Origin of the sequence: Thiopseudomonas acetoxidans, assembly GCF_030362935.1 — a bacterium.
GTDB classification, from domain to species: domain Bacteria; phylum Pseudomonadota; class Gammaproteobacteria; order Pseudomonadales; family Pseudomonadaceae; genus Thiopseudomonas; species Thiopseudomonas acetoxidans.
Window position 1 is genome coordinate 39,753 of record NZ_JAUCDY010000011.1, and the last position, 18,301, is coordinate 58,053.

18 protein-coding genes and 1 tRNA gene are annotated in these 18,301 nt (G+C 48.7%); 9 read left to right on the forward strand and 10 right to left on the reverse strand.

The annotated features are described in order from the left end of the window. Positions 1 to 82: 82 nt before the first annotated feature. On the forward strand, positions 83 to 1,327 hold the full coding sequence (locus tag QEZ41_RS09230) for a murein hydrolase activator EnvC family protein (protein ID WP_289411161.1): 1,245 nt from the start codon (positions 83 to 85) through the stop codon (positions 1,325 to 1,327). 75 nt (positions 1,328 to 1,402) lie between these two features. Continuing rightward, a complete protein-coding gene (locus tag QEZ41_RS09235; protein WP_289411162.1) occupies positions 1,403 to 2,692 on the forward strand; it encodes a S41 family peptidase in 1,290 nt (429 codons plus the stop codon). A 267-nt stretch (positions 2,693 to 2,959) separates the two neighbouring features. Here QEZ41_RS09235 and hisF read toward each other — a convergent pair whose 3' ends face one another. From hisF to hisB, 3 genes are read right to left on the reverse strand one after another with little or no spacing between them, the layout of a single operon-like run. Then, entirely contained in the window at positions 2,960 to 3,730 is a 771-nt protein-coding gene (gene hisF / locus QEZ41_RS09240; protein ID WP_289411163.1) for an imidazole glycerol phosphate synthase subunit HisF, read from the reverse strand. 51 nt (positions 3,731 to 3,781) lie between these two features. Beyond that, a complete protein-coding gene (hisA, locus tag QEZ41_RS09245) occupies positions 3,782 to 4,516 on the reverse strand; it encodes a 1-(5-phosphoribosyl)-5-[(5-phosphoribosylamino)methylideneamino]imidazole-4-carboxamide isomerase (protein WP_289411165.1) in 735 nt (244 codons plus the stop codon). Between the two features lie 32 nt (positions 4,517 to 4,548). Next, positions 4,549 to 5,142, reverse strand: a complete 594-nt coding sequence (hisB, locus tag QEZ41_RS09250; protein WP_289411167.1) for an imidazoleglycerol-phosphate dehydratase HisB — start codon at positions 5,140 to 5,142, stop codon at positions 4,549 to 4,551. 98 nt (positions 5,143 to 5,240) lie between these two features. Here hisB and QEZ41_RS09255 point away from each other — a divergent pair, with 98 nt between their 5' ends. From QEZ41_RS09255 to QEZ41_RS09280, 6 genes are all read left to right on the forward strand, one after another. Then, entirely contained in the window at positions 5,241 to 5,642 is a 402-nt protein-coding gene (locus QEZ41_RS09255) for an acetyl-CoA sensor PanZ family protein (protein WP_289411168.1), read from the forward strand. 54 nt (positions 5,643 to 5,696) lie between these two features. Then, positions 5,697 to 7,874, forward strand: a complete 2,178-nt coding sequence (locus QEZ41_RS09260; protein ID WP_289411170.1) for an AsmA family protein — start codon at positions 5,697 to 5,699, stop codon at positions 7,872 to 7,874. Continuing rightward, entirely contained in the window at positions 7,874 to 8,926 is a 1,053-nt protein-coding gene (gene mutY / locus QEZ41_RS09265) for an A/G-specific adenine glycosylase (protein WP_289411172.1), read from the forward strand. Before QEZ41_RS09260 ends, mutY begins: the two co-directional genes overlap by 1 nt. 9 nt (positions 8,927 to 8,935) lie before the next feature. Beyond that, the gene (locus QEZ41_RS09270; RefSeq protein WP_289411173.1) at positions 8,936 to 9,211 is read left to right on the forward strand and encodes an oxidative damage protection protein; all 276 of its coding nucleotides are present in this window, start codon (positions 8,936 to 8,938) and stop codon (positions 9,209 to 9,211) included. A 46-nt stretch (positions 9,212 to 9,257) separates the two neighbouring features. Continuing rightward, a tRNA-Phe gene (locus QEZ41_RS09275) sits at positions 9,258 to 9,333 on the forward strand. A 139-nt stretch (positions 9,334 to 9,472) separates the two neighbouring features. Then, positions 9,473 to 11,704, forward strand: coding sequence for a bifunctional diguanylate cyclase/phosphodiesterase (locus QEZ41_RS09280; protein ID WP_289411174.1), 2,232 nt, complete (start codon positions 9,473 to 9,475; stop codon positions 11,702 to 11,704). A gap of 243 nt (positions 11,705 to 11,947) precedes the next feature. Here QEZ41_RS09280 and QEZ41_RS09285 read toward each other — a convergent pair whose 3' ends face one another. The 7 genes from QEZ41_RS09285 to nudE form a co-directional block, all read right to left on the reverse strand. After that, entirely contained in the window at positions 11,948 to 12,943 is a 996-nt protein-coding gene (locus tag QEZ41_RS09285; RefSeq protein WP_289411175.1) for a cytochrome-c peroxidase, read from the reverse strand. 185 nt (positions 12,944 to 13,128) lie between these two features. After that, a complete protein-coding gene (locus QEZ41_RS09290) occupies positions 13,129 to 13,557 on the reverse strand; it encodes a protein tyrosine phosphatase family protein (protein WP_289411176.1) in 429 nt (142 codons plus the stop codon). Between the two features lie 157 nt (positions 13,558 to 13,714). Beyond that, a complete protein-coding gene (locus QEZ41_RS09295) occupies positions 13,715 to 13,915 on the reverse strand; it encodes a YgaP family membrane protein (protein WP_289411177.1) in 201 nt (66 codons plus the stop codon). A gap of 388 nt (positions 13,916 to 14,303) precedes the next feature. Then, entirely contained in the window at positions 14,304 to 14,633 is a 330-nt protein-coding gene (locus tag QEZ41_RS09300; RefSeq protein WP_289411179.1) for an ArsR/SmtB family transcription factor, read from the reverse strand. 257 nt (positions 14,634 to 14,890) lie between these two features. After that, the gene (locus QEZ41_RS09305) at positions 14,891 to 16,066 is read right to left on the reverse strand and encodes a YbfB/YjiJ family MFS transporter (protein WP_289411180.1); all 1,176 of its coding nucleotides are present in this window, start codon (positions 16,064 to 16,066) and stop codon (positions 14,891 to 14,893) included. Positions 16,067 to 16,131: 65 nt separating this feature from the next. Then, positions 16,132 to 16,950, reverse strand: a complete 819-nt coding sequence (gene cysQ / locus QEZ41_RS09310; protein WP_289411222.1) for a 3'(2'),5'-bisphosphate nucleotidase CysQ — start codon at positions 16,948 to 16,950, stop codon at positions 16,132 to 16,134. Next, positions 16,950 to 17,510 carry an ADP compounds hydrolase NudE gene (gene nudE, locus QEZ41_RS09315; RefSeq protein ID WP_289411181.1) on the reverse strand — a complete coding sequence of 187 codons (561 nt, stop codon included), beginning with the start codon at positions 17,508 to 17,510 and terminating at the stop codon, positions 16,950 to 16,952. Before nudE ends, cysQ begins: the two co-directional genes overlap by 1 nt. Positions 17,511 to 17,576: 66 nt before the next feature. On the opposite strand from nudE, the gene yrfG reads away from it, so the two are divergent. Further along, positions 17,577 to 18,239, forward strand: a complete 663-nt coding sequence (gene yrfG, locus QEZ41_RS09320; protein ID WP_289411182.1) for a GMP/IMP nucleotidase — start codon at positions 17,577 to 17,579, stop codon at positions 18,237 to 18,239. Positions 18,240 to 18,301: the final 62 nt, after the last annotated feature.

The following is an 18,301-nucleotide window of genomic DNA, read 5'->3' on the forward strand; positions in this document are numbered from 1 at the left end:
GCCGCGTAGCGCGTGCGGCTATTAACATTTATACCCCTCATTAACTCTTATACTGTTCTTTTCTGTGCGGTCGGTTTTAGTCATGCTACGTTTCTTGCTCGCCTTATTGCTTCTTAGTCTCGTTCAGCCTAGCTATGCTGACGAACGCGCTGCTACGCGACAACAAATTGAACAAGCCAAAAAGGATATCGCCGAACTCAAGCAGCGGCTTAAAAAAACACAGAGTGAAAAATCGACAGCACAACGCGAATTACAAAAAACTGAGCAAGAAATTGGCGCACTGGAAACTAAAGTGCGTCAGCTAGAAGCTGAGCTTAAAAAAAATCAGCAAGAGCTTGAGCAGCTCAACCAGGAAGCGAAGACGCTGCAAATACAGCGCCAGCAACAACAAAAACTGATTGCCATACAGGGGCGCGCCGCCTATCAGGCAGGTCAACAAGAACCCCTGCGTTTATTTTTAAACCAGCAACAGCCAGGTCATGCCAACCACAACCTGACCTACTACCAGTACATGCACAAAGCGCGTAGCGAGCAGATTGACACCTATAATAAAACCATTACACAGCTGGCTGAGCTGCAAAGCGATATCCGCCAACAGCAACAACAAATCGAAAACCAAAAAAACAGTCTACTGACAGACAAACAGCAGTTAGCCGAGCTAAAACAGCAGCGTCAGCAACGAGTAAAGCAACTGAATCAACAGCAAAGCCAACAGCAACAGCAAATCAGCTCCAAAGAAAAAGACCAGCAAGAGCTGAACAAAGTGCTGGCAACCATTGAGGCTACGCTAGCCAAGCAAGCGCAAGAAGAAAAACGCCGCCTAGAGCAAGCGCAGGCGATAGCTCGGCAGCAGCAACAAAACCAAATTCAAAATCAACCCAAAGATGGCAAACACATTGTGGTCAGTAGCAGCTTCAGCCATCCGGGTGGTAATTTTGATAAAGCGCGTGGCAAATTGGCTTGGCCGGTAAGCGGTCCGCTGATTGCCCGCTTCGGCACTCCCAGAGGTGACTCACGCAGTCTATGGGATGGCGTGCTGATTCAGGCTCCGGAAGGCACGCAAGTCAAAGCCATTCATCCGGGCCGCGTGGTATTTGCCGATTGGTTACGCGGCGCTGGCATGCTCATTATTGTTGATCACGGCGGCGGTTACTTGACCTTATACGGTCATAACCAAAGCTTACTCAGCTCAGCGGGCGATACCGTAAAAGCAGGACAAGTCATAGCCACCGTCGGTAATACTGGCGGACAAGCACAAAGTGCGCTTTACTTTGCCATTCGCAAACAAGGCAAAGCCACAGACCCCAATCAATGGTGCCGAACCTAAGCCACTTTGTTAGGCGCCAGCAAGACCATAACAGTACCTTTTATGCTGTTGAGATGAATTTTTAGGAGTAGGCATATGCCAAGCAACTCGCAAACTGTTGTACAACGTTTAGTTATCGCTTTCTTTGCTGTAACTCTAAGCTGGCAAGTAGGGGCCAAAGAGCCACAGGAACCACGCCTGCCCCTCGAAGAGCTGCGTACTTTTGTTGAGGTTATGGAGCGCATCAAGTCTGCTTATGTTGAGCCGATTGACGACAAAACTCTGCTCGAGAACGCCATCAAAGGTATGCTCAATAACCTTGATCCTCATTCTAGCTACCTTGACCCCAAGGCCTTTCAGGAACTGCAAGAAAGCACCAGCGGCGAGTTTGGCGGCCTAGGTATAGAAGTGGGTATGGAAGACGATGTATTGAAAGTTGTCTCGCCTATTGATGACACACCAGCTTTTCGGGCTGGGATTGAAGCCCAAGACTTCATTATTAAGATTGATGGTCAGCCAACCAAAGGCATGTCGTTGATGGATGCTGTTGCCAAAATGCGCGGTAAGCCCGGCACTTCTATCGTGCTGACTATTGCGCGCGAAAACCGTGCTCCTTTTGACGTAAAACTTAAGCGCGCGATAATTAAAGCACAAAGTGTACGCGCACAAACGCTTGAGCAAGGCTATGGCCTAATCCGCATCAGCCAGTTCCAGAGCAACACTGCTAACGAGGTATCTAAGGCACTACGCAAGCTTAATCAAGACAAGAACAACCTACTTAAGGGCTTAGTGCTTGATTTGCGTAACAACCCAGGCGGGCTGCTGCAAGCCGCTATTGATGTCACTGACTTATTCATTGACCAAGGCTTAATAGTGTATACCAAAGGCCGCTTGGATAACTCCGAGCAAAATTACTTCGCTAACAGCCGTACCAGTATTGGTGATATTCCCTTGGTTATTCTGGTTAACAGCGGTAGCGCTTCCGCCTCAGAAATTGTCGCCGGTGCATTACAAGACCATAAGCGTGGGATTGTGATGGGTACCAACAGTTTTGGTAAAGGCTCGGTACAAACCATTCTGCCATTGAATAACGAGCATGCTTTAAAGCTAACCACCGCGCTGTACTACACACCGCTGGGCCGCTCAATTCAGGCTGAAGGTATTGAGCCTGATATCGTTGTTGAGCGTGCAAAGATTAGCCAAGAGCAACAAAGCATCACTATTAAAGAAGCAGATTTAGTTGGACACCTAAATAACGACAAATCGCCCAGTACCACGGATAAGAAAAACACCGTAGATGCGATTACCGATGACTACCAACTCAACCAAGCACTCAACCTGCTTAAAGGTCTAAACATCATCGCCAGCAAAGAAAAGGTCCGATAACAATCGCGCAAAAGTTGCGCTCCCACAGTATTAAGCGTTCGCTGCACCAGGCTTGGGTTGGCACAGCTATTAAGGGGCACAGCTATTGAGAAGCACAGCTATTGAGGGGCACAGCTTTTTGTGGGAGCGCATCTTATGCGCGATTGGATTCAACGCTGCAGGATGGTTCTTTCGCGCAAAAGTTGCGCTCCCACAGTTGCCCTCCCACAGCTGCGCTTCAACAGTGCAAGAAGTGGCGCTACAACAATTCAAACCCTACTAACAGGTTTAGCGCACAGGTATGCCGCGCTCGGCCAAATAGGCTTTGACTTGCGCAATGCTGTATTCACCAAAGTGGAAAATGCTGGCCGCCAACACCGCATCAGCTTTACCTTGCAGAATTCCTTCAGCCAAATGCTCAAGATTACCCACACCGCCAGAGGCAATAACTGGAATACTCACTGCCTCGCTAATGGCACGGGTTACTTCAAGGTCAAACCCGGTTTTCATGCCATCCTTGTCCATACTGGTCACTAGCAACTCTCCGGCACCGTAGTCCTGCATTTTCTGCGCCCACTCAACCGCATCCACACCGGCTGATTTTTTCCCACCATGGGTGAAAATCTCCCAACGGGCAGGCTCACCCTCAGCGGACACTTTTTTCACATCAATGGCGACAATTATGCCCTGACTGCCAAACTCAGCGGCTGCCTCACGCACAAATTCAGGGTTAAACACCGCTGCCGAGTTAATCGACACCTTATCGGCACCGGCTTTAAGCAAGGCACGAATATCCTCAACCGTGCGCACACCACCACCGACAATCAGCGGGATATTAATCACGGCTGCGATACGCTCAACCATCTGCAAGGTGGTAGCACGCCCTTCCACCGTGGCGCTGATATCCAAGAAAGTCAGCTCATCAGCGCCCTCTTGCGAGTACTTGCGCGCAATCTCGACTGGATCACCGGCGTCACGGATATCAACAAACTTGACCCCTTTTACCACGCGGCCATTTTCAACGTCTAAACAAGGAATAATGCGTTTTGGCTGTGTCATTTTTTTCGTTCCTAGGTGCAGATAAAAAAGCCCTCTGCTGAGGGCTTTAAGTTATTTAAACTGGTCGCACAGTTGCTGTGCTTGGGCCACATCGAGTGTGCCCTCGTAAATAGCTCGTCCGGTAATGGCACCGACAATCCCCGCCTCACGTGCATCCAGCAACGCTTGAATATCAGCAATGGTATGAATACCGCCCGAGGCAATTACGGGAATACGAGTCGCACGCGCCAAGGCAGCGGTGGCTTCAACGTTACAGCCTTGCATCATGCCGTCTTTGGCAATATCGGTGTAAACAATGGCACTAACGCCATCGTTCTCAAACTGCCTAGCCAGATCAATCACCTGCAGCTCACTGACCTCAGCCCAACCATCGGTGGCAACAAAGCCATCTTTAGCATCCAGCCCAACAATAACTTTGCCCGGAAAAGCGTTACAGGCTTCGGCCACAAACTCAGGCTCTTTCACCGCTTTAGTGCCGATAATCACATAGCTCACACCGGCGCGCACATAATGCTCAATGGTTTCTAGGGTGCGAATACCGCCGCCAATTTGAATCGGCAGATCGGGGTACAGCTTAGCAATCGCAGTGACCACTTCACCGTTAACCGGCTCGCCTTCAAAGGCACCGTTAAGATCCACCAAGTGCAAGCGGCGACAGCCCGCTTCGACCCATTTGGCCGCCATGCTAACTGGATCATCAGAAAACACTGTGGAGTCTTCCATGCGCCCCTGACGCAAGCGAACACAGGCACCGTCTTTTAAATCAATTGCAGGAATAATCAGCATCGAACAGCCTTAATTAAAATAGTGAGCAGGGCTTATAAGCAACCTTTAGTGGAAGGCATGCGACCTTCCATACGTGGATCACGCTCCAACGCCATACGCAGCGCACGACCAAAGGCCTTAAATACAGTTTCGATTTGGTGGTGCGTATTCAAGCCGCGTAGGTTATCAATGTGTAGGGTAATTTGCGCGTGGTTAGCAAATCCTTGGAAGAACTCTTGGAACAAATCCACATCAAAGCCGCCCACCAACGCACGTTTGTAGGGCACATCCATAAACAAACCAGGACGACCGGAAAAATCTAGCGCCACGCGCGACATGGCTTCATCCATCACTACATAGGAGTGGCCGTAACGATAAATACCGCGTTTATCACCCACAGCTTTAGCAAACGCCTGCCCTAGCGTAATGCCCACGTCTTCGACGGTGTGGTGATCATCAATGTGCAAATCGCCTTGGCACTCAACATCCAAATCAATCAAACCATGACGTGCGATCTGGTCGAGCATATGCTCCATAAAAGGCACACCCATAGCAAAACGCCCTTCACCAGTGCCATCTAAATTAATCGACACCTTAACCTGGGTTTCTAAGGTATTACGCTCTACAGAAGCGATACGCTGAGTCATACTGTACTCCATAAAGGATAAACTAAACTTTGCTATTATATGCGTCTATGCGCTCAATCGCTAGCACAGCAGCTTCCACACAGCCAAGGATCATCAACATGCCCGTATTTATTGAATATCCAACCGAACTCAGCCAGCAAGATTTAGCGGATCTAGATAAAATTTATGCCGACATGCCAGCTGAGCTACTGGCACCCTACGCCGATGCAACAACACTCATTGAGCACGGCATAGCTAACAATGCCTTAGTCACCGCGCGCTTTAATAGTCGTCTGCTGGGTGCTGCTTTGTTAAATCGCCAAAGCACACAATGGCTGTTATCTCATCTATGCATCAGAGAAATTACCCGCCAGCGTGGCGTGGCAAAAAGACTAGTGTCAGAGGTTCATCGTGTTGCACAACAAGAACAAACCAGCTTAACGCTTTGTATTCCCCAGCAACTTGACAGCCTACAGCAGTGGGCTAAGAGCAACGATTATCCAACGCAACTGTCAAACTAAACCACCTCTGTTAAACTTAAAGTCATTTCTGAGCAAATACTAAGGAGTCTAATTGTGAAATCTGTTAGCAAAGTTCTAGGGCTATTTTTAGTTGGCCTTTTATTGCTCATAGTAGCTGCTGGTTTTGCTATAACCCATCTATTTGATCCCAACGACTATAAAGATGAAATTCGTCAGCTGGTACGCGACAAAGCTGAGTTGGAGCTGCACTTAAATGGTGAAATTGGCTGGAGTCTATTTCCTTGGCTTGGGCTTGAGGTTACTGATGTGCAAGTCGCACAATTGGCCACCCCCGAACAGCCTTTTGCTGATGTGCGCTTACTCGCCTTGTCCGTGCGCGTCATGCCATTGCTGCGTAAAGAAATTCAAATGAGCGACATCCGTGTGGATGGTCTCAGCCTTAACTTACACCGCGACAAAAAAGGACTCAGCAACTGGGAGCCGCAACCCGCTAAGCAAGAACAAAAGAGCAGCACAACCGAGCAAAGTCAAACAAAACCTGAAGACACTGCAACAGCTAACTCCAGTCTTAAGCTCGATATTGACAGCCTAATAGTGAACAGCGCTCGTATTGACTACAAAGACGAGCAAGCCAAGCAGCACTTCACACTGGAAAACGTACAAATCACCACCGGTGCCATCAGCACCGATAAAGATATCCCACTGAAAATATCTGGCTTTATGGCTAACGCCGAACCGCTGATTCGCGCACGCATTGAGATGAGCGCTTTGGCCAGTCTAGATTTTGAACTGCAGCGCTATCAAGTTAAGGACTTAAAAATGGCCGGTGAATTTGCCGGTGAACCTTTAAATGGAAAATCAGCTAACTTCACCGTGCGCGGCAATATGCTGTTAGATCAAAGTGCGCAAATAGCAGTAATTGACCAGCTGAAAATCTCCTTGAACCAGCTCAAAGCCATGACTGACCTGCGCATCGAGCAACTTGACAAAGAACCGCAAATTCAAGGAAAACTATCCGTTGCCACCGTCAATTTACGCGAATTTTTACCGAGCGTTGGCATAGACCTGCCCGAAACTCAAAACTCTAAGGCGTTAACCAACTTTGAATTTAGCAGCGCAGTGAAAGGCACCACACAGACTATTAGCTTCAACGATGCCAACATCAAACTGGATGAAACCAGCTTTACCGGTTCTTTTGGTAGTAAAAATCTTGCTAAAGGTGCAATTTTCGCCATTCTTGATGGTGACAAAATCAATGTAGACGACTACCTGCCGCCCAGCACAGCACCGAAAACCAGTGCCACCAGCTCAAGCAAATCAAGCGGCTCCGGCAATAACCCACTGCCCCCTTCGCCCACTGAAAACCCATGGAGCACCGCCGAGGTGCTACCGCTGGCCGACCTACGCGAACTTAACCTTGATACGCAACTGAAACTCAAAGAGGCAACCTTCAATAAGCTGCCACTGCGCAATCTGAATATTAATGCACAAACCAACCAAGGCGCGCTTACCCTTAAAGAATTCTCAACAAATCTTTACGATGGCAGTATTTCTAGCAACGCCACTGTCAACGCCAAAACCGACAACCCGCAAATTACGCTGAACACAGAGATTAAAAATATCCCCATCGAGAAGTTACTCGCTGCTTTTGAACAAGAAGCGCCACTTGAAGGGAAAATTATTTTAAGTGGAAAGTTCAACACTCAAGGCAACAGCGAACGTGCTTGGGTTGCCAACTTAAATGGTGCTAGCAACTTTAAAGTCAGCGATGGCAAGCTCACCACCATCAACGTTGACCAATACCTGTGTACGGCCATTGCAACGCTTAACCGCAAGCAACTAACGCAAAACTTTACTGGCAACACCACTCAGTTTAATGCGCTCAACGGCAGCGTCAGCATTAAAAATGGGCGCGCGCACAACCCTGACCTAACCATTAACATTCCCGGATTAAACGTGAAAGGCACGGGCTCATTAGATCTAAACCTACTGGGTTTGGATTATAAGATCGGTGCAACCCTACTGGGCGATAGCAGAGAAATGCCCGACCCTGCCTGCGCCATCAATGAGCGTTATGTGGGATTAGAACTGCCTATCCGCTGTCGCGGCCCGCTCACCGGTGATGCGCCTAATTGTCAGCTAGACCAAGACGGGCTGGGTAAAATTGCCGCCAAACTGGCCGGCAGCAAACTCACCGAAAAACTCGACAAAAAACTCGGCGAGAAAGTCAGCCCTGACCTTAAGGATGCCCTCAAAGGTTTGTTCAGATAATGTCACCCCACGAGTTTAGCGCGGCCATTGTGCGCTGGTATCAGGCACACGGCCGCAAAACTCTTCCTTGGCAGCAAGACATCAATCCCTACAAAGTTTGGGTGTCTGAAATTATGCTGCAGCAGACTCAAGTCAGCACCGTCATTGATTATTATCAGCGTTTTATCCAACGCTTTGCCGATATCCAGCAATTAGCACAAGCACCTTTAGATGAGGTGCTGCACCTGTGGGCCGGACTGGGTTATTACTCGCGTGCGCGCAATCTGCACAAAACCGCACAGCTCATCTGCCGAGACTATGCTGGCAACTTCCCCAGCAGCGTCGACGCGCTAAACGAGCTACCAGGAATTGGACGCTCAACAGCCGGCGCCATAGCCAGCTTAAGCATGCAAGTGCGCGCACCCATCCTAGACGGTAACGTTAAACGCGTTTTAGCGCGCTACAGCGCCGAATTTGAGCATCCCAACACCAGCGCAGCTAGCAAGCGATTATGGCAGCTTGCAGAGCAGCTCACGCCCGCACAGGATTTTGCTCAGTACAACCAAGCTATGATGGATATTGGCGCAACCCTATGCACGCGCAGTCGTCCACAGTGCGATAGCTGTCCCGTGCGTGAAGGCTGCTCAGCCCTCAAACAAAACCTGCAACAAAGCTTGCCCGTACCGCGACCTAAAAAGCTGCTGCCCAAGAAAACCAGCAACATGTTAATTATTAGCGACCCTCAGCAGCAGGTCATGCTCTATCAACGTCCACCGCAAGGTTTGTGGGGCGGTTTATTCAGTCTGCCTGAACTGGACGACCTAGCGCAGCTGGATGCATTCATGTACAAGCACCAGCTCAAATCACTCGACCAACAACCACTACCACCACTAACGCATAAATTTAGCCATTTCGAGCTAACGATAGAACCCTGGCTAATCCAACTAGCCGAGCAACCAATTTGTCTGGCTGAATCTGGATGGTTTTGGTATAACACCAAGCAACCGCAAGCAATTGGCCTTGCTGCCCCCATTAAAAAACTACTTGGACAGCAGTTTAATCTCATCGATTAGGAGTTTAATATGTCTCGTATGGTATTTTGTCGAAAACTAAAACAAGAGCTGCCCGGCTTAGCGCGCGCGCCCTTCCCCGGTGTAAAAGGCGAAGACATCTTACAAAACATCTCCCAGCAAGCTTGGGATGAATGGCAAGCGCATCAAACGATGATTATCAACGAGCGTCATTTAAATATGATGGATGCTGATGACCGCAAATTCGTCATGCAAGAGATGGAAAAGTTCTTTGCTGGCGAAGATTTTGCCCGCGCAGAAGGTTATGTTCCACCCAGCGACAACTAAGGCTTGACAACCTCTTAATAAAGCTCTTTAATAGCGCCCCATTGTTGCCCGGATAGCTCAGTCGGTAGAGCAGAGGATTGAAAATCCTCGTGTCGGCGGTTCGATTCCGTCTCCGGGCACCATTTTCAAATAAAAGCCCATTTTCGAATGGGCTTTTTTATTTCTGCCTAGCTAGTTTTCACAAAATAATCTACAGTAACTGCGCCCTCTATATTCATATAATCCTTATATAAGCATGACAGATACACTATGAAGCTTAATATGCTCAGTAAGATTTTTGTGGGCTACTTTATATTAGCCCTAGCTTTGCTAAGCGTTAGCTTATGGCTTCCTTATACCAATAATTCACAAATAAAACTGTATACCACTGCAGCTGGTTTGTTTATGGTGTCTGCAGTGTATTTTTATTTTGCACTGCGCAAGCTACAACACACTAACCAACAAGCAAAGCAAGAAATCACCAAGCTCAATATCGCACTGGAAGCAGGTCACGAATCCGTTTGGGAATGGCATCTTGCCGATGGCAATAAAAAAATTACATTTTCACCCAGCTACTGCCGCATGCTGGGTTATGAGCCGGTAAACTTCGCCAAAGAACAAAGTCAGTGGCAGAATTATTTACACCCAGACGAAAGTGAGCGCATCTACAAAAAAGTAATGCAGTTCATTGCTGACCGCAATCCTGCCTGTTATGAAAACACCTACCGCATGCTACACAGCGATGGCGAATACCGCTGGATTCACTCTCGCGGCCGTCTTATTTTTGATAACCATGGTCAACCCCTAAGTCTAATTGGGATGGCCACTGACACCAGCGCCAAGCGCCAAGACCACGACCGCTTGCTGCAGGCGAATGCCGTCTTCGAAGCCACTCATGAAGGCGTCTTAATTAGCGATCACAACAACACCATTGTGTTTGTTAATCCTGCTTTTTCGTTAATTACTGGTTATCAATCTGATGAAGTACTAGGTAAAAACCCGCGTTTATTTAAGTCGGGTCGGCACACCAAAGAGTTTTACCAAGAAATGTGGCGCTCCCTAGAGGAACAGGATTACTGGTGCGGTGAAATTTGGAACCGCCGCAAAAATGGCGAAATCCTGCCACAACTGCAAAGTATTCGTCTGATACGCGATGAAAACGGCTTCGTTACTTACAGCGTGGCGATTTTTTCTGATATTTCTTTGCTCAAGCGCTCGCAATCTGAGCTGAGCTTCCTAGCACATTATGATCCGCTGACCAACCTGTCCAACCGTTTGCTGTTGCATGAACATATTAAACTGTCATTGCGCAGGGCCATACAGAGTAAAACCCAAGCAGCACTGTTTATCGTCGACCTAGACCATTTTAAGAACATCAACGAGAGCCTCGGGCACTCGCGAGGCGATGAGCTGTTAAAGGCTGCTGCAGAGCGACTCAGCCAGTTTATGGAGAACAATGCCACCCTCTCACGTTTTGGCGGTGATGAGTTTGCTGTAGTGTTTGACAATGTAAGCAGTGCCGCCGAAGCCGCTACGCTCGCACAGCAAATTCTAACACTTTTTGATACCGCATTTATTGTTGATAATAATGAAATTTTCATAACCGCCAGCATAGGTATTTGCTTGTTTCCACTATCCGGCAAATCTTCCGAGGAAATTTTCCGCAATGCCGATACCGCCTTAAGTAAAGCCAAAGCTATTGGTCGCGCTACCTTTGCGTTTTATACCAGCGAGCTTACTGATCAGGCTTACCAAAGATTACGTATTGCTAGCGAACTGCGCTATGCGTTGGAAAACAATCAGTTAAGGGTGTTTTTCCAGCCTGTTTACTCACTGACCAAAGAGCGCATCGTGGGCTGTGAAGCTTTAGTGCGCTGGCTGCATCCAGAGCGCGGCATGATTTCCCCAGCTGACTTTATCCCTATTGCTGAGGACAGCGGCTTAATTACCAATATTGATTCGTGGGTGCTAAACACTAGCTGCCAACAAATGAAAGCTTGGCTGGATGCTGGCTTAGATCTTAAGTTTGTTGCTGTTAACGTCTCCAGCAGACTGTTTAGCCGTATAGATTTCACCGAAAAAGTCGTTGAGGCACTAGCCGAGAGTCAGCTTGACCCAAGCTATTTAGAACTTGAAATCACTGAAAGCGCGGTGATGGACGATGTAGAGCGCGCCGATAGCCTGCTGAACAAACTCTGTGATATGAATGTGCGCTTAGCTCTTGATGACTTTGGCACCGGCTATTCATCACTGAACCGCCTCAAATCCCTTCCCGTGCACAAGCTCAAGATAGATCAAAGCTTTGTTCGCAACCTACCTAGCGACGGCAGTGACGCCGCCATTGTCCGCGCCATCATTGCACTGGGCTTTAGCATGCAGCTAGAAATTCAGGCTGAAGGTATAGAAACCCTAGAACAGGCTGAGTTTTTACGGCAAAGCAACTGTATTTTGGCGCAGGGCTATTTCTTCGGCAGACCCATGCCAGCTGCTGAGTTTGAGCAACTAATCAGCTAATAACTCAGCTGCTATCGGATAATTCCAATCGCGCATAAGATGCGCTCCCACAAAGAGCTGTGCCAACTCAAGCCCGGTGCAGCGACGCTTAATACTGTGGGAGCGCAACTCTTGCGCGATGGACTTGCAAACCGCTCAACAGCTTCCGGCTGAATCCCATTCGCGCATAAGATGCGCTCCAAAAAAAGCAGCCCTAAACGAACAAACCCGCCATTGCGGCGGGTTTGTTTTTTTCTATGCCAATTACTTTTTAACAAATGGCTCCGGGCGCGGAGTTGCATTAGTAGATGGCGGCAGAATAGGCATGGTGAATGTTGGCTGCTCACCAGTCAGCGTTTTCAAAAAAGCAACAATGTTGTCAATCTCGGTTTTCTTCAACGTACGACCCAACTGCAAGCGCGCCATTACGTCTGTCGCCTCTTCCAAAGTCCAGTACGCACCGTCGTGGAAGTAGGGGTAGGTTAACTCTACGTTACGCAGCGTTGGCACTTTAAATTTGAAGCGATCCAAGTCATTACCGGTCAAGCCAGCCACACCCTCAGCAGGGTTCTTGGTGACATACTCTTCGTACAAGCCCATTTTCTGGAACGAGTTACCACCTACGTTCACACCATTATGACACGCAGTACAGCCAACACCTTTAAACAACTCATAGCCTTTAAGCTCCGTTTTGGTCAGTGCTTTGTCATCGCCTTTGAGCCAGAGGTCAAAACGCGAGTTCGGCGTAACTAGGGTTTTCTCAAACTCGGCAATGGCATCTGTAACTTCGTTAATGGTGATTTTCTTAACGTTGTAAACCTGATTAAAGCTGTCTACATATTGAGGAATAGACTGCAACACTTCAACGGCTAGCTCATGGGTAAAACCCATTTCCATTGGGTTCGCGATAGGGCCACCCGCCTGCTCTTGCAAGTCCGCGGCACGACCATCCCAGAACTGAGCAACGTTTAAGCTGGAGTTCAGTACTGTAGGCGAGTTAATCGGACCTTCTTGCCACTGATCACCAATGGATGTTGGGATATTGTCCGTACCACCCATACTCAGGTTGTGGCATGAGTTACAGGAAATAAAGCCAGACTTGGATAGACGCGGGTCGAAAAACAACTGTTTACCCAACTCCACCTTGGCTTCATCTGTGATTGCTGCTGGCTCAATGGGCTGGATTGGTTCGTTGCGCGGCGCTGCAATTGCAGCCACACTAAATCCAATCGTTAGAGCTAATGTAGTTAGCTTATGCATAGGTTTCACCTCTCGTTATGACTAGGTTAACTGTGCAGCAGATAAAATTTATATACTTGATCTACGTCAACCAGCTAGCCTGTTTCAACGAAATTTCCTTTATATGTTATGTACTTACCCTACGGCAAATATTCACATCCCGCTATTACGCCAGCACTGAATTTAAGATTCTGCCCACTACAAGTTTATTTTTGCCGTCTTTGCTCCATGCGTGCAGCAATACCACTTAAGTCATAACCCGCTTGCTGCGCCTGCTCTACCAGCCATTGCACATCCTGATTCGCCGCCTCTGCTAATGCCCACAAATAGGTACAGCGCGTTCCTGTACGGCAAAACATCAGCACAGGACTCTCTATCTGGGGAGCCAGCTTAGTAAATTCGGCAATATTGTCATCGGTTAATTGCGACGCGAGCACTGGCATAAAGTAATAGTCCAAGCCCAACTGCGCTGCTGCCTGCTCAATAGCCTGATTGGTAGGCTGTCCCGCCTCTTCCGCATCCGGTCGATTATTTATGATTGTCTTAAAGCCTGCCGCATGTGCACGCTGCATGTCTTCCGGCTGCAACTGTCCCGCCACCGCCAACTGCTCGGTTAAATATTTAAATGGCTGCATCACGCCCTCATCGTCATATTTATAAATCTAGATAATTTAAGTAGCTTGGCACCCTAGAGCGTCAAAAATTCACTCGGGAATAGTAACAGCTTAAAAACACCTAGGCATAAAAAAGCACCCCTGAGGGTGCTTTTTTAAAGACAATCGCCTACGCATGCTAGCTTTTGTCGTTACACTTTTTACAGGTACTAAAACCAAAGACAGTATAAGCAGGACAGCTTCCCATCGCTGCGGTGACTAACGGCACAATACCTATCCAGCCCCACCAGCCGATAACACCAACCAAGGTGAGTACAACAAGCAATACACCTATTGCAGCACGCGCTGCACGATCCCAAACCGCCATATTTGTTTTCATATTTGCCTCCAAGTCCAAACTTAGTGAGCGAATAGAATGAAGCTTGTTTAGAAGCCTCTGAATAACTACCTGCGTAGCTACCACTGCGTTAAAAACGTACTCACAATTTTTAGATTGAACGTGCTTTAGCACGGCCCCGAAGGGGGAGCGAAGCGAATAAAATGCTCATTTACTCGGTGTAAACTGCGCTTTTTCGCACGTTTTTGCCTTGTGTTAGCGTCCTCGGTAACGTTATTCAGAGGTTCCTTTACTTTTACCTTGCTGGACTCTTTCTCTGCACAAGCAACGCACAGGGAAAACAGACCATCAAGCAAAGTTAAAACAAATATAGAGCATTTTTACAAGAAGCAATAGGGGCATTTAGGCGTATACGGCGCTTGCTGTGCTGTTATGACTCAGGCACTGCGCAATACAGGTCATGTAACGTTTTGATAATAGCCAGCGCATCTGGACTGCTGATGCGGTAGTAAATTTGTCGCCCACTACGCCGAGTATCAACCATACCCTCGCGACGTAGCACACCTAGCTGCTGTGACAATGTCGGCTGCACGATTTGTAAGCGTTTCTCCAGCTCGCCCACATTCATTTCACCTTCTACCAGCTGGCATAACAGCAGTAAACGATCTGGATTGCCTAATGCTTTGAGCAACTGTCCCGCATCGTCTGCGCTTTCACGCAGCTTTTCCAAATCCATTGCTGCTGGATTCAAGTTATTCATGCTTACTCACCTTAAAAAGTCATCATTTTTGCATGCTGCAAATTGAAAGCTTATTTTTACACAGTTTAATCCTAGTTGGCATGACACCTATAATTTATAAGGTGTAGCAACTAGATAGCTCTATATAGGGTCTATCAAAGACAGGATCGCACTATTTAACCAATGCTATTGGTCTTTGTAAAAGTATATTCTATGCGCGAATAATAAGTATTTTAATTTGTAGCATCATTAGCAAAACGCTAAGTCCATGACTTTTGTCAACTTCTTCGCGGAACAAGGAAGGCCCAGAACAGCCCCCAGACCAATGCCCCAGCGCCTAACCAGAATGCGCCCTGCAGAGTGCCACCGGCGTTTAGCCATTGTTTTGTCAGCCATGGACCGCCCAACTGAGTTACACTATAAAGCGCGACCAGTGCTGCTGAGAGACGTGGCCCTTGGTGTGGATGCAAGGTTCTGGCCAAACGTTGAGACAGCAAAACGGTGCCAAGGAAAGTACTCCCCACCAACAGACCACAAAGCAAGACCCCGAACGTGCCCGGTATGACCAACACGGCTAGCACACCTAGCAGTTGCAATGCGTAATTCACCCGCAGGGCAACGGTGTCGCCCAGCATTGCACCGGCTCTATTCCAGATCCAAGGCGCCGGCAAGGTAGCCAAGGCCACCACCAGCCAACTGTAACCGACCAATGACTTGGGTATATCAGGTAACTGTGATGCCAGTGTCGGCAGGAAGGTCATGGGCAAAATATAGCCCATGCCTGCACCGGCATAAGATAAGAACAACGGGGTGCTGTTTTTATCTAATAGCTTGCTGCTGGCTGGTATACCGGCGGAACTCACCGTGATGGGCGATGCCACTTCGAGCCGCATCAGCTGTCGCCAACCCCAAATGGCCAACGGCACACTTAAAATAAACGCAGGCCACCAACGTTCGGAGCCTGATAACCAGTCGGCAGGTATACTAACCAAGGCGCTGGAAACGATCAGACCAACGCCAACGCCTAGGTAAACCAAGCCGCTGGCACTGGCGCGTCCGTGGCGCGCCAGCCACTCTAAAATAAACGCCGGCGCCTGCACAAATACAATGCCGTTACTAATCCCATTAATCAGCCGCAACATTGAAAGAAGCTCGAAGCTATCCGTTTGTGTCTGCAGAAAGGTGCAGAGCACATTTATCCCTAACGCCCAAGGCAACACACTACGAATTTGCTCAATACGGTGCCAGCGCATCGCCAGTAATGCACCGATCAAATAGCCTAGGTAGTTCCAACTGGCAATATCTGCACCCTGCTTGATCGTCAGCGCGCCATCGGCAATCAGCAATGGCAGCAAAGGTGTGTAGATAAAGCGCCCAAGGGTGTGCACCACTAATAAAATAAGGGCACCGGCAACGATGACTTTAAGTAAATTTGGCGTGTTATTGTTATTCATATGCCTTACCGCTTAAAAAATAGTTGGTTAGTGTGCTATGTTTTTTCTCCTGCAGCCTTGAGACGTTAGTCGGTACGCTTTAGCAGCGCTGTATTCACTATTTTATCGCGCCACACAGAACCTTTTGGCAGGGCATAAAAGTACGGGTTTAAGTGGCTTTCTCGAGCTACATAAGTTATTGGATTACCCTGTTCATCAATCACCTCTCCGCCTGCGCCTTCCAACACTGCCTGCGCGGCTGCTGTATCCCATTGCGACGTAGGCGCAAGACGCGGGTACAGATCGGCTTTACCTTCTGCCAACCAACAAAACTTCAACGAGCTGCCGGCATTGAGTAGCTCAATTTCAGCTTCTTGCTGTAAACGCTGCATTAGCTGCTGCTGCTCTAGACTGGAATGGCGCAAACTGGCTAAAACACGCAAGGGTTGCGCGGGTTTTGCCACACTAATGGCATGTGTCTTACCTTGCTCAACACGCCAAGCACCTGAATTTTTACCGCCATAATAAATCACATTCTGCGTCGGCACACCCACTAGGCCAAACACCACCTGACCAGCCTCAATCAACGCCACATTAACGGTGAACTCTTCACTGCCAGCGATAAACTCTTTGGTGCCATCCAGCGGATCAACCAACCACCACCGCTGCCATTGTTGGCGCTGGGCTAGAGGAATATCACAGGCCTCTTCTGATAAAACGGGTATATCAGGGGTAAGCTGCTGTAAGCCCGCGACTAACACGCGATGCGCCGCCATATCTGCAGCGGTAACCGGACTGTCATCGGCTTTACTGCTCACGCTTACATCAGCGCGCCAAAATGGCAATGTTTGCTGCCCTGCTTCCTCTACCAGCTTTAGCAGTGCTTGAATCTGCTGCGCATTCATCACCATTGGCCACGCTCCATCAGTAAATCTCGCGCAATATACAGTGCACCTAAAGCGCGGCCTTCGGAAAAATTCGGCTCGCGTAGCAATGCAAGCAAGTCAGATAGCGGATGGGTACGCACACGCATGGGTTCGGGCTCATCGCCAGGTAAACTAGACGGGTAAATATCCCGCGCCAGCACCACCGTCACCCGTTGGCTCATGTAGCCGGGCGATAGACTCAACTCTGCAATCACCTCTAACTCTTTCGCGGCAAAGCCCGCTTCTTCCTGCAATTCACGGTTGGCCGCTTGCAAAGCATTCTCACCTGCATCTATGAGTCCTTTGGGCAGCGACCATTCATAACTGGCACTGCCAGCGCAATATTCCTCAATCAGCACCGCATTATTGCGCTCATCCAAGGCGACAATCATCACCGCGCCATGCCCGTCAGCTCGACCTCGCAGACGCTCATAGGTGCGCTCTTCGCCATTACTGAACCTGAGCTGCATTTGCTCAACGCGGAAAATACGGGTCTGGGCTATTTGCTCACAGCTTAAAATCTCTGGTTTTACTCGCATCAGTTAACCTCTCCTTTCATTACAGGCTATGATAGCGCGCTTAATCCATTATTTTTATCTTCTTTTATGACAGCCTTACCTTGGTCGCACATTGATACCGTTTTGCTGGATATGGACGGCACCCTGCTGGATCTGCATTTTGATAATTTTTTCTGGCTCGATTACCTGCATCAGTGTTATGCGCAACAGCATTCGCTCAGCGTCGATGAAGCTAAAGCCCATGTAGTACCACTGCTCAACTCCTATACGGGACAGTTGAAATGGTATTGCGTGGAGTTTTGGACTGAAAAACTGCAGCTACCGATTCGTGAGATGAAACGCGAACAAGCGGCGCGTATTGCTCCGCGTGAGCATGCGTTGGAGTTTTTGCACTGCTTGCAACAGGCGGGTAAGCAGGTGATTTTGGTGACTAATGCCCATCGCCATTCGCTGGACATTAAGCTCGAACGGGTGGATTTAGCCGCTGGCTTGGATGCCATGGTGAGTTCGCATGATTACGGCTACCCAAAAGAGCGCGAGGAGTTTTGGCAACACTTGCAGCAACACTATCCATTTGATCCACAGCGCACGCTATTTATTGATGACAGCCTGAATGTCCTTCGTAGCGCGCAACGTTATGGCATCCAACACCTGCGCTGCATCGCCCAACCCGATAGCCACAGCCCGCACAAAGACTGCGCCGAGTTTATCGATGGCGGAGATTTCGCCCAACTGCTACATGGAATCTAACCCCAAAGAACGGCAGCCTATTGACCACGCTAGTGTATGAGCGCTTCTGTGGGGATTTCTGT

Bases quoted from the DNA above. Each gene is read 5' to 3' on its own strand.
- QEZ41_RS09230 (WP_289411161.1), top strand. From the start codon at position 83: ATGCTACGTTTCTTGCTCGCCTTATTGCTTCTTAGTCTCGTTCAGCCT.
- QEZ41_RS09235 (WP_289411162.1), top strand. From the start codon at position 1,403: ATGCCAAGCAACTCGCAAACTGTTGTACAACGTTTAGTTATCGCTTTC.
- hisF (WP_289411163.1), bottom strand. From the start codon at position 3,730: ATGACACAGCCAAAACGCATTATTCCTTGTTTAGACGTTGAAAATGGC.
- hisA (WP_289411165.1), bottom strand. From the start codon at position 4,516: ATGCTGATTATTCCTGCAATTGATTTAAAAGACGGTGCCTGTGTTCGC.
- hisB (WP_289411167.1), bottom strand. From the start codon at position 5,142: ATGACTCAGCGTATCGCTTCTGTAGAGCGTAATACCTTAGAAACCCAG.
- QEZ41_RS09255 (WP_289411168.1), top strand. From the start codon at position 5,241: ATGCCCGTATTTATTGAATATCCAACCGAACTCAGCCAGCAAGATTTA.
- mutY (WP_289411172.1), top strand. From the start codon at position 7,874: ATGTCACCCCACGAGTTTAGCGCGGCCATTGTGCGCTGGTATCAGGCA.
- QEZ41_RS09270 (WP_289411173.1), top strand. From the start codon at position 8,936: ATGTCTCGTATGGTATTTTGTCGAAAACTAAAACAAGAGCTGCCCGGC.
- QEZ41_RS09280 (WP_289411174.1), top strand. From the start codon at position 9,473: ATGCTCAGTAAGATTTTTGTGGGCTACTTTATATTAGCCCTAGCTTTG.
- QEZ41_RS09285 (WP_289411175.1), bottom strand. From the start codon at position 12,943: ATGCATAAGCTAACTACATTAGCTCTAACGATTGGATTTAGTGTGGCT.
- QEZ41_RS09290 (WP_289411176.1), bottom strand. From the start codon at position 13,557: ATGCAGCCATTTAAATATTTAACCGAGCAGTTGGCGGTGGCGGGACAG.
- QEZ41_RS09295 (WP_289411177.1), bottom strand. From the start codon at position 13,915: ATGAAAACAAATATGGCGGTTTGGGATCGTGCAGCGCGTGCTGCAATA.
- QEZ41_RS09300 (WP_289411179.1), bottom strand. From the start codon at position 14,633: ATGAATAACTTGAATCCAGCAGCAATGGATTTGGAAAAGCTGCGTGAA.
- QEZ41_RS09305 (WP_289411180.1), bottom strand. From the start codon at position 16,066: ATGAATAACAATAACACGCCAAATTTACTTAAAGTCATCGTTGCCGGT.
- cysQ (WP_289411222.1), bottom strand. From the start codon at position 16,950: ATGAATGCGCAGCAGATTCAAGCACTGCTAAAGCTGGTAGAGGAAGCA.
- nudE (WP_289411181.1), bottom strand. From the start codon at position 17,510: ATGCGAGTAAAACCAGAGATTTTAAGCTGTGAGCAAATAGCCCAGACC.
- yrfG (WP_289411182.1), top strand. From the start codon at position 17,577: ATGACAGCCTTACCTTGGTCGCACATTGATACCGTTTTGCTGGATATG.